The sequence below is a fragment of the uncultured Thomasclavelia sp. genome (genome assembly GCF_944324745.1).
Classification (GTDB): domain Bacteria; phylum Bacillota_I; class Bacilli_A; order Erysipelotrichales; family Coprobacillaceae; genus Thomasclavelia.
In genome coordinates this window covers 1-11,305 of record NZ_CALUXO010000089.1, presented here as the reverse complement: position 1 = coordinate 11,305, position 11,305 = coordinate 1, and the positions used below count along the sequence as shown (strand labels likewise).

Annotated in this window: 11 protein-coding genes and 1 pseudogene; 1 reads left to right on the top strand and 11 read right to left on the bottom strand. The window is 29.1% G+C overall.

Features of this window, described 5'->3' with window-relative positions; all coding sequences use genetic code 11:
* The 7 genes from Q0K54_RS12655 to Q0K54_RS12625 all read right to left on the bottom strand — a co-directional run.
* The coding region (locus Q0K54_RS12655) for a DUF5131 family protein (RefSeq protein ID WP_294581765.1) at positions 1-553 on the bottom strand (553 nt) is incomplete at its 3' end.
* A 46-nt stretch (positions 554-599) separates the two neighbouring features.
* Positions 600-1,103: a GNAT family N-acetyltransferase gene (locus Q0K54_RS12650; protein ID WP_294581763.1), complete on the bottom strand. Its 504-nt coding sequence runs from the start codon at positions 1,101-1,103 to the stop codon at positions 600-602.
* A gap of 16 nt (positions 1,104-1,119) precedes the next feature.
* Entirely contained in the window at positions 1,120-2,262 is a 1,143-nt protein-coding gene (locus tag Q0K54_RS12645) for an ABC transporter permease (protein WP_294581761.1), read from the bottom strand.
* Positions 2,249-3,379: an ABC transporter permease gene (locus Q0K54_RS12640; RefSeq protein ID WP_294581758.1), complete on the bottom strand. Its 1,131-nt coding sequence runs from the start codon at positions 3,377-3,379 to the stop codon at positions 2,249-2,251. The genes Q0K54_RS12645 and Q0K54_RS12640 overlap by 14 nt, the downstream gene beginning before the upstream one ends.
* Positions 3,379-4,317, bottom strand: coding sequence for an ABC transporter ATP-binding protein (locus Q0K54_RS12635; protein ID WP_294581756.1), 939 nt, complete (start codon positions 4,315-4,317; stop codon positions 3,379-3,381). Before Q0K54_RS12635 ends, Q0K54_RS12640 begins: the two co-directional genes overlap by 1 nt.
* Before the next feature lie 91 nt (positions 4,318-4,408).
* The gene (locus Q0K54_RS12630) at positions 4,409-4,828 is read right to left on the bottom strand and encodes a DUF3021 domain-containing protein (protein ID WP_294581754.1); all 420 of its coding nucleotides are present in this window, start codon (positions 4,826-4,828) and stop codon (positions 4,409-4,411) included.
* A gap of 9 nt (positions 4,829-4,837) precedes the next feature.
* Positions 4,838-5,269 (bottom strand): LytTR family DNA-binding domain-containing protein, encoded by a 432-nt coding sequence (locus Q0K54_RS12625; RefSeq protein WP_294581752.1) that lies wholly within the window; start codon positions 5,267-5,269, stop codon positions 4,838-4,840.
* A gap of 126 nt (positions 5,270-5,395) precedes the next feature.
* On the opposite strand from Q0K54_RS12625, the gene Q0K54_RS12620 reads away from it, so the two are divergent.
* A complete protein-coding gene (locus tag Q0K54_RS12620) occupies positions 5,396-6,229 on the top strand; it encodes a LysR family transcriptional regulator (protein WP_294581751.1) in 834 nt (277 codons plus the stop codon).
* Positions 6,230-6,234: 5 nt separating this feature from the next.
* Here the strand turns inward: Q0K54_RS12620 and Q0K54_RS12615 are convergent, their stop codons facing one another.
* The 4 genes and pseudogenes from Q0K54_RS12615 to Q0K54_RS12600 form a co-directional block, all read right to left on the bottom strand.
* On the bottom strand, positions 6,235-7,053 hold the full coding sequence (locus tag Q0K54_RS12615) for an HAD family hydrolase (protein WP_294581749.1): 819 nt from the start codon (positions 7,051-7,053) through the stop codon (positions 6,235-6,237).
* 17 nt (positions 7,054-7,070) lie between these two features.
* Positions 7,071-8,354, bottom strand: a complete 1,284-nt coding sequence (gene serS, locus Q0K54_RS12610; protein ID WP_294581747.1) for a serine--tRNA ligase — start codon at positions 8,352-8,354, stop codon at positions 7,071-7,073.
* A gap of 185 nt (positions 8,355-8,539) precedes the next feature.
* Entirely contained in the window at positions 8,540-10,993 is a 2,454-nt protein-coding gene (gyrA, locus tag Q0K54_RS12605; RefSeq protein ID WP_294581745.1) for a DNA gyrase subunit A, read from the bottom strand.
* A 15-nt stretch (positions 10,994-11,008) separates the two neighbouring features.
* A pseudogene (locus Q0K54_RS12600) lies at positions 11,009-11,305 on the bottom strand (DNA topoisomerase IV subunit B); the annotation flags it as partial.

The following is an 11,305-nucleotide window of genomic DNA, read 5'->3' as shown; positions in this document are numbered from 1 at the left end:
AGGGACGACTGCCATCATAATTTTCACCACCAACAATAATTTGTTCAATTTTATCATTATCTAAATAGTTAGACAAATCAATTGGTCCGATTAATGGGGCACACATAATGCCATAATGCTTAGCTGGGATTTCTAATAATAAAGGAATTCGTTTATCAGTCTGTTTTTGGTTTTCACAAGTTACATTCAAAATAACATTATCATAACCATCATTCCAGTCAGAGGGTAAACATTGTTTGATTCGATCAGCTCGTTTAGTTAAAATAAAGAACTTAACATCACTACGCTTTTTGATAATTTGCCAAGCTTCATCACGCCACTGATCAGCTTCTTCTAAAAAGAAATCCGATGCCATACATACCCGTATCAATTCACCGCTTTTGATTTTATATTCTCCTTGGCGATTTTTACTTAAAGGATAGTTAAAGTTTTTAGTTTTATAAATAAAAGAACCATCCCGATCATAACTTTTATCCATATAATACATATAACAATTTAAACAACCTTCACTAACTTTATTGCATCCATGCCAGGGATTCCAAATATCATGCATATAATTACCCCTTTTAAAAATAATAGTGCTTTTATTCAAAGCACTATTATAAATATAAATTCATTAATTTAGCATCAATTGTTTCACCATTAACAATAAAATATTCTTTATAGACACCTATTGTTTCAAAACCAAACTTTTCATATAATGCAATGGCATTTTTATTAGTTGCCAGCACCTCTAATTCAATTATAGCAATATCATTTTCAATTGCATAACCAATAGCAGCTGCTAGTAGATTACTGCCAATTCCCTGATGCCAATATTCTTTTAAAACTGAAATTCCTAAACTACTACGATGTTGAATTCTTTTGCGATTACTTCCAGATAAGGTCACGTTACCAACGATTCTTCCATTATCTTTAGCTAAGATCATTAATGAATTTTTACTATCATGACTTGCTTTAATATTTTCTATTTCTTGAAGTTCATTTAAAACCAATTCATCAGCTTCGAATGTTAAATTGTGAGTTTCTGTGGCAACCTGTTTTAGAAATTCCAATAAACATTTAGCATCACTGGCAGTTGCCTCAACATATTCAATATCCATATTATCTTCATCCTCTTTATCTTTTTAATTGCCACTTAGCTACTAATTGCGTAATAATATATACAACTAAAGCAAATGCTAAAATAATTATAATATTAATTAATATTGGATTCAATGAATCTAAATTAAATTGTGCTATTTTAGCAATCTCGTTATTATTTTTAATAAACCAATATGGTGGCAAAAATTTAGCTATTGAAATTACAAAAGGACTTAACATACTTTGAGGAACAAAGGCCCCACAAAGAAAACTGCTGCCTAAACCAATCACATTACCAATACCACTTAGAATCTCTCGATTACTAGTAAACTTCGTCAATAAAAAGCTGAAAACCTGGATAAAAATCATTAATGCAATTGAATTGATCACTAGTAATAAACCATTGTATGAAAACATTGCCTGAGGATATAAGATAAAACTAAACAGTACATATAGTCCCCAAATCAAGAAACCAACAGTATAATTACCTAAAAGCAGTTGGCGATTCATTGATTGATAACTAATTGGTGCTACTAGATTACGTCGTTTAATCTTTTCTTCGTTGAAAGATACCATTATCATGGTAATTACAACCATCGTTATTGTCACTAACATGTAGTTTGCAAAATTATAGTAATCAGTAACCTTACTAAAATCAATATCATTTTGCTGTCCATTTAATGATACTTTAACAGTATTATTTAAGTCTTGTTCAATCATAGTACTAAATTCTGATACATTACTATTGATATAAAGTCGAGCGGTATTTAAATATTTATTTAAAAGATTTTTACTATAAATACTATTATAGGCATCTGGTAATTCCATTGTTTCAATTGAAACATCCTTACCACTGATAAAATCTTGATTGAAGTTTTCAGGAATGATCATAATATAATCAACCTGACGGAAAAATAAGGCATCACGCATGGCCTCTTGATCATCTTTTATAGTAATCAAGTTTCCATTTTTACTAATATAATCAGTTAGTCCAGTAACTAAGTCACTTTTACCATCATGATTTATAATTGCAATATTAACCTCAGTTGACTGATAATCAGTTGCTGATGAATTATACATTCCAACAATAATATTTAAACCAAGAAAAATAAACGTATAAATCAAGATTGTTAAAGCATAAGTTCTGGCAATCTTCAAATAATTTTTAAATACTATCATATTGTTTCCTCCTGGTTACAAGAAGTGAAGCTATAATTAATACAATTCCAATTAATAATAAACAAATAATATTAATTGTATAGCGATTTAAATTATCATAATAATATAACGCATATAAACCATCAGTAATTAAGTTAACTGGATTTAAATATGATAAAAGTGGTAAATGTGTTTGAATCCAATATTTAATATCCATGATCATCATTCCGGAAAAAAATGATAAGATTAAAGAAAAACTGGTTAAAAAAGTTATTTTATAATCTTCGTTTTTAAATTTTAACAGATTACCAGCTAAACTTCCTAAAGCCACTCCTGTAAAACATCCAACGGCAATTAAAAGTAAAATATAATTTACCTGGTGTCCAAAACTGATCTTTAACCCATAAATCAAGTAAAGCATTAATACCATCATAATTACAAACTGAATCAAAAAAGCTGAAATGATCCCTGATAAAACTGTAATAACTTTAGAAATCGGAGAAACGGTAGTTCTAGTTCCCTGTCTTGATAAATTGGCTTCGATTTGATTAGTAGTTCTTAAGCCACAAAAACTAGCATTTAAACAATTCATTCCAATCAAAGTATAAAAATAAATTACTGTTGCATCGGTATTGTCACTAAAATTTATTGATTTGAAATTATTATGACTTAAATCAAGATCATTCATTATTTGAGTAGCAAAATATTCAGGATTGATTGTAGCCAGGTTGGTCATAGTACTTTGAATACTTAAATATTCATTGGCAATACTTTCTAAAATTGTTTCATCAATTCCGGTATCTTCTACAATTAACTCAATATCATCATCTACTAGATAATAACCACTAATTTCATTATTTTCTAACATTTCAGTTGCTTGGTTTTGATTAGTTATTACTAGTTCAATTAATTTATCATCACTATTTTCTAGTGACTTTAATAATTGTAGAAACTGCAAATTTTCTTTATTTTCAACATAAGCAACTTTTACGGTATTAAAAGTTTCACTTGAAGTTAGATTAGAAAAAGCCAGATTAAATAAAGTAGCTAAAATAATTGGGAAAACTAGAGTCCAAAAGATAACTGTTTTATTTCTAAGTAACGTCTTTAATTGATATTTGAAAAAATGAATAAACATTAGTCTCTTAACTCTTTTCCGGTTAATTCTAAAAATACATCATTCAATGTTGGTCGTTCACTAAATAAACTAGTATAACTAACATTATGACTTCGTAAATAATCAATTAAATGACTTAAGTTATCTTCTTTAGTTTTAAATGAAAGATGAATGGTATTGTTTTCTTGCTTAATATCCATAATATTTTCATTATCTTTTAAATGTTCAATTAGCGTTTTATTATTTTGTTTTAATACAATTGTTATTCGTTGACCTAAACTAATCATATTCTTTAATTCATCAATAGCTCCTGAAGCAATAATCTTGCCTTTATCCATGATAATGATGCGATTACATAACTGTTCTACCTCTTCCATATAATGAGTTGTATAAACAATTGTTGCTCCCTGATTATTTAATTGTTTAATTCCCTCAAGAATATTATTACGACTTTGGGGATCAACCGCCACCGTTGGTTCATCTAAAAAGATTAATTCTGGTTTATGAGCAATACCACAAGCAATATTTAATCTTCTTAATAACCCACCACTTAACTGCTTGGGTTTAAATTTAACAAATTCATTCAAGCTAACTAAATCAATAGCATCTTGAACATACTTAGCTTTGATTTTTTTATCTTTAATATATAAACCACAAAAATAATCAATATTTTCATAAACATTTAATTCCTCAAAAACAGCCACATCTTGAAAGACGACTCCGATCCTTCTTTTAATTTCATAAGCGTTTGGTGTCATCTCTTGATCAAATAATTTAATTGTTCCATTATCAAATTTTAATAATGATAAAATGGTATTAATACAGGTTGACTTACCACTACCATTAGGTCCCAATAGTCCTAGTATTTCACCTTGATACACCTCTAGATTAAAATTATCTAAAGCAATCAATTCACCATAGTGCTTGGTTAAATTTCTAATTTCAATTATTTTATTCATTATTACTCCTCCTCATGACTTACTATAACCGATAGAAATCAGTTGCGACTACCAAGTTTAGCTTGCAAATTGGTTGCTTTAATCGAAACTATTAGTTGCTTCGATGATTTGAACTTAATTTTTCATTTATTTTCTTAGCATCTCCACTATTTTTCATAAATACAATTCCAATTACAAAAAAATAAACAGCAATTGATGTAATGATTATGACTATTATTGTTTTTATTTCAAAAATATGATCATTATTTCCCAGAAAATAATTTGCAAAAAAAATCATAATAGTAATAGCTATTACTGAAGCTAAACTAGTAAGCGAATCTTTTAATTCAAGATAATGAATAAAATGAATTATCAGATTAACTAATAAACAGACAATAAAAATAGCTAACACTAATCCATTAGAAATATCTACGCCATCTAAATATAGTAAAAGAGTTTGAATTAAGACAATAAAAGTATATGATGTAAATGTCGTCATTAAATATGTTTTAAGCATTTCTTTTAATTTCATTAATTTCACCTACATTCCAAATCTATTTTTAAAATTTCTAACATAATGACGGGTAATGATTACTCGTTCTCCATTGATCAAAGTTCCTTCATAACGACCATTTAAATATGCTTTAACACTTGATAACTTTTTTAAATTCAAAATAATCGATTTTGAGATCCTGATAAAATATTGTTTATCCAGCTGTTGTTCTAGTTCATACAATCGATTAGATGTTTCATAAATCTTATCTTTACAATAAATAAAAACTCGATCTTCATTGGCTTCAATATAATAAATATCTGTTATTTTTATTTGACAAGTCTGATTATTGATTTTTCCTAAGATATATGTTTTTTCTTCAAGTAAATTAATGATTTGCTTTACTCCATCATCAACTTCTTTACATTTAATAATAATTTCTAATTCATTATTTTCATTACAATCAATCTTTACTTTCATTGCCTACCTCCTATTCATAGACTAGCATAAATAAAATTATGAATCTATCTCCTTTAGGTAAGATGCATAATTATCGAGCTAAAGTGCTTAAATATAGTATAATAAATAAACATGGAGGTCGATTAAATGAATCTACGTCAATTAGAATATTTTATTATGGTTGCCAAAACAAAAAATTTTACCAAAGCTGCAAAAGAACTCTATATTAGTCAAACGGCGATTACTAAACAAATTCAACTACTAGAAAATGAATTAAATGCTCCTCTTTTCAATCGTCAAAATAAACAAATCGAATTAAATAAATTTGGGCAATTTTTTCTAATCGAAGCCAAAAGAATTATTAATCAAGTCGATTTAACTAAAAATAATCTTACGGCTTATCATCAAGGAAGTGCCGGTACTTTAAAATTAGGTTTTCTAAAAAACTTAGATCCAACTTTATTAGTCAATCTGGTCACCAGTTTTAAAAAACACTATCCCCTAGTTAATCTTGAACTATATAGTTATTCTAATTTAGAATTGTATCAACAATTAACTAATTCTAATTTAGATGTAATACTTGGAATTGATAATCATCAAAATAATTATCAAAAATTGTTAATAAAAAAATATCCTCTAGTTGTTTTATTAAGCAAAGATAATCCATTATCAAGCAAAAAAACAATTAAACTAGAAGAATTAAATAATATTTTATTCGATGTAAGAAAGCTTGATAATCAAAATAAGTTTCCAGAATTTGAGGGAAACTTATTAAAAATTGCCTGTAACCAAGGCTGTGCTATTTTACATTCTTTTGTAAAAGATAATTGTTATAATGAATATCTTAAAACTATATTATTAGAACCAATCATTGAAGAAGAAATTAAATTAATCTATGACCAAAATAATCAAAATCCAATTATTTCCAATTTAATTACAATAATAAAAAATGTCAGTAAGGATCAATTAGATACCTACTGACATTTTTAACGATAGTTTTCTAATAACCATCTAGCAACCCCATCTTCATCATTACTTAAAATAACATCGGTTGCTATTTCTTTTAATTGATCAACAGCATTAGCCATAGCATAACATTGATTTGATATTTTAAACATTGGAATATCATTAATTGCATCACCAAAACTAATAATTTCATCACACCCAAGAATCTTTTTTAATTCTAAAATTGCATGAGCTTTGGAAGCAGACTTAGGCATTATTTCCAGCCAATATTCTTGACGATAGATTTCTTGCTGGAAAGTAAGATTAAAATCATCATATTGTTTTAAATGCTGATAAATCGGTTCTAAGCGTTCTTTATCATCAATAACGGTAAAATAGAAAATATCTCCTTGATATAGTTGCTGATAATCATCTGTTAAGTTCATGCGATAATCATCTGTTCTTTTACTTAGATAATGTAATGTTCCAGGATGTAAATGATCATTGACAATAGTAACTCTTTCTTTATCATTGACTATAGCATAGACCATTGGATTTATTGAATAATGTTCTAAAATATTTTTTACCAAATTAATTTGTTCATGATTAAAATTATTTTTATAAATAATTTTTCCGTCTTCACCACTTACAATAAAAGCTCCATTATAAATTATTAATGGTAATTTTTTGGTTAATCCTTTAGTGATTGGTTTTGCTGAAACTAAAGATCTTGCTGTTGCATAAGTAAAGATCATTCCCTGATTGACTAGTTTATTAATAGTCGCTACTGTAAAATCGCTAACTTTTTCTTGACTATTTAATAAAGTACCATCTAAATCACTTACGTATAATCTTTTCATTGATTTAAAAAAGATAACTATTTAGTAGTTATCTTTTCCTTTCCACCCATATATGGTTGTAATGCTTTAGGAATATTAACACTTCCATCTTCATTTAAATTATTTTCTAGAAAAGCAATTAACATTCTTGGTGGCGCAACAACAGTATTATTTAAAGTATGAGCAAAATATCTTCCATTTTCACCTTTAACACGAATTCCTAATCTTCGAGCTTGAGCATCAGTTAAATTTGAACAAGATCCAACTTCAAAATATTTCTTTTGTCTTGGAGACCATGCTTCAACATCAATACTTTTAGATTTTAAATCAGCTAAATCTCCGGAACAACATTCCAAAGTACGTACTGGAATATCTAAAGATCTAAATAAATCGACGGTATTGTTCCATAATTTATCAAACCACATTTTACTATCTTCTGGTTTACAAACAACGATCATTTCTTGTTTTTCAAATTGATGAATACGATAAACTCCTCTTTCTTCAATTCCATGAGCCCCTTTTTCTTTTCTGAAACATGGTGAATATGAAGTATAAGTATATGGCAATTTATCCTCATCAAGAATTGTATCAATAAATTTACCAATCATTGAATGTTCTGATGTACCGATTAAGTATAAATCTTCCCCTTCAATTTTATACATCATGCTATCCATTTCTTCAAAACTCATAACACCTGTAACTACGTTACTACGAATCATGTATGGTGGAATTACATATGTAAAACCACGATCAATCATAAAATCACGAGCATAAGATAATACTGCAGAATGTAAACGAGCAATATCACCCATTAAATAATAGAATCCTTGACCAGCTACTCTTCCAGCTGCATCCATATCAATTCCATCAAATTTTTCCATAATTTCAGTATGATAAGGAATTTCAAAATCTGGTACTACTGGTTCACCATATTTTTGAATTTCAACATTTTCACTATCATCTTTTCCAATTGGAACTGAATCATCAATAAAGTTAGGAATCTTCATCATGATAGCTTTTAATTCACTACCATATTTTTCTTCTAACTCTTCTAATTTTTTTAATTCATCAGCCATTGCATTAACTTGTTTTTTATTATTTTCAGCTGCTTCTTTATTTCCTTCACGCATAAATTTTCCAATTTCTTTAGATAATTTATTGCGGATCATTCTTAATTCACTAGCTTTAGTAACTACTTCACGGTATTCTTTATCTAATCTATATGCTTCATCTACTAATCCAATCTTTTCATCTTGGAATTTTTTCTTCATGTTTTCTTTTACTAAGGTTGGATTTTCTCTTAATATCGCAATATCAATCATTTTATATCTCCCTTACTTATTCTTATTTTTTACAATTATACAATAATTATTTATCATATTCAATTGCTTTCATCGTATCTATTTACAACAATTATTTCCCAGGTAATAGCAATTATTCACCAGAATACTACTGTTTTTTGACTTGAAAATGGGACATCATTTATCGATGATGTCCCATTTACATATTATTCTGATGCTTCTTCATCTGTTTCTTCAGCTTTTTCTACTACTTCAACAGAAGAGACTTTATGACCTTCACTTACTTTGATCAAACGAACTCCTTGAGTAGCTCGACCAGCTGTTTTAACTTGTTCCATTGGTAAACGAATCATAATACCATCATCAGTCATGATTAATAAATCTTCATTTCCATGGACGGCTCTTAAAGCAACGATCTTACCATTACGAGCAGTAGTATTAATAGTCTTAACACCTTTACCACCACGGTTAGATAAACGATATTCTTCTAATGGTGACATTTTACCATAACCATGTTCAGTTACAACTAAAATAAATTCTCCTTCATGATTAGTTGTCATTCCGATTACTTCACTGCCATCAACATTAATTCCCTTAACACCGCTGGCATTACGTCCCATTGGACGCACATTTTCTTCTTTGAAACGAACTAATTTACCATTAGAAGCCGCAATTAAGATTTCATCATTACCTTCTGTCAATTTAACTTGGATCAATTCATCATCATCACGAAGACCAATTGCAATCTTTCCAGATTGACGAATTCTTCTAAATTCATTGATATGTACTCGTTTGATTAAACCTTCTTTAGTTACAAAAACCAAATAGTAATTATCATTTTCTTCAAACTGGTGACGATCAATATTGATCATTGATTTAACGTGTTCTTCTTTATCCAGATTCAATAGATTTACTACCGGTAATCCTTTAGCCGAACGTCCATATTCAGGCACGTTATATCCTTTTAATCGATATACTTTACCAAAATTAGTAAAGAATAATAAATCATCATGGGTTGACATATTAATTAATGAAGTAACAATGTCATCATTATTAGTTGACATTCCTTTTACCCCACGGCCACCACGATTTTGAGCTTTATACGTATCAACTGGCATCCGTTTAATATAACCATTATTTGTAAGTGAGATAATAACATCTTCAACTGGAATTAAATCTTCATCTTCCAAATCAAAAGTTCCTTGAATAATTTCAGTTCTTCGTTTATCACCGTATCTATTTTTAATTTCTTCTAATTCATCATGAATTATTGATAATAAACGTTCCTTGTTTTCAAGAATATCTTTTAAATCAGCGATTACTTCTAATAACTTATTTAATTCATCCTCAATCTTTTCTCTTTCCAAACCTGCTAAACGTTGTAATTGCATTTCCCTGATTGCCTTAGCCTGTTTATCAGACATATTGAATTCTTCCATTAATCTAGTTTGAATAATTTCAGTTGTTCGACTGGAACGAATCAATTCAATAATAGCATCGATTTGATCTAGTGCTCGTTTTAATCCTTCCAATATATGAGCCCGATCTTCAGCTTTGCCTAATCTAAATTTAGTCCGACGCCGGATTACTTCTTCTTGATGTTCTAAATATAAAGTAATCATTTCTTTTAGATTCAATGTTTTTGGCTCATTGTTTACTAGTGCAATACAGTTAGCACCAAATGTTGTTTGTAAAGATGTTAATTTATATAATTGATTTAAAATAACTTCTGGCTGGACATCTCTTCGTAATTCAATTACTACTCGAATTCCTTCACGGTTTGATTCATCACGTAAATCAGTAATTCCTTCAATTTTTTTCTCTTTTACTAACTGAGAAATTTTTTCAATCATTCGAGCTTTGTTGACCATATAAGGAATCTCAGTAACGATAATTGATTTTTTATTTCCATGTTCCTCAATTTCAGTTTTAGCTCGCATGACAATCAAACCATTACCAGTTTCGTAAGCTTTTTTAATAGCACTTTTCCCTAGAATATAACCCCCAGTTGGAAAATCTGGTCCTTGAATATAATTTTCCATTAATTCAACAATTGAAATATCCGGGTTTTTAGCTACTGCCAAAATTGCATCGATTACTTCGCTTAAATTATGCGGTGGAATATTAGTAGCCATTCCGACAGCAATCCCAGTTGAACCATTAATCAAAAGATTAGGAATTCTCGCTGGTAAAACCGCTGGTTCTTTTTCCTCACCATCATAATTAGGAACAAAATCAATCGTATCTTCTTTAATATCACGAACTAACTCACTAGATATCCGTGACATTCTGGCTTCAGTATAACGTTGTGCGGCAGCCCCATCACCATCGATTGATCCAAAGTTTCCATGACCATCAACTAACATATAACGATATGAAAAGTCTTGAGCCATTCGAACTAGAGCTTCATAAATTGAAGAGTCACCATGGGGATGGTATTTCCCCATTACTTCCCCTACTATACGGGCTGATTTTTTATATGACGTACCAGGAGTACATCCTAAATCACTCATCCCATATATAATTCTTCGTTGCACTGGTTTTAAACCATCACGAACATCAGGTAAAGCTCGAGCAACAATAACTGACATGGCATATTGCATAAAAGAGTTTTTCATTTCTGATGTTAGTTTTACTTTTCTAATTCCTCTTTCTTCCATTACTTTTCTCCTTTACTAAATATCTAAATCAGTTACATATTTGGCATTTTCTTGAATAAATTCACGCCGCGGTTCTACTTTTTCACCCATCAGCATATCAAAAATCATATCAGCTTCCATCGCTTCATCTAAATCAATTTGATTTAAAATTCTCTTTTCAGGATCCATGGTTGTTTCCCATAATTGATCGGCGTTCATTTCCCCTAACCCTTTATATCTTTGAATAGTATATTTAGCATTAGGTCCAATCTTAGTTTTTAAATCTTCTAATTCTTCGTCGCTATAACAATAATGCTCTTCTTTACCATGCTT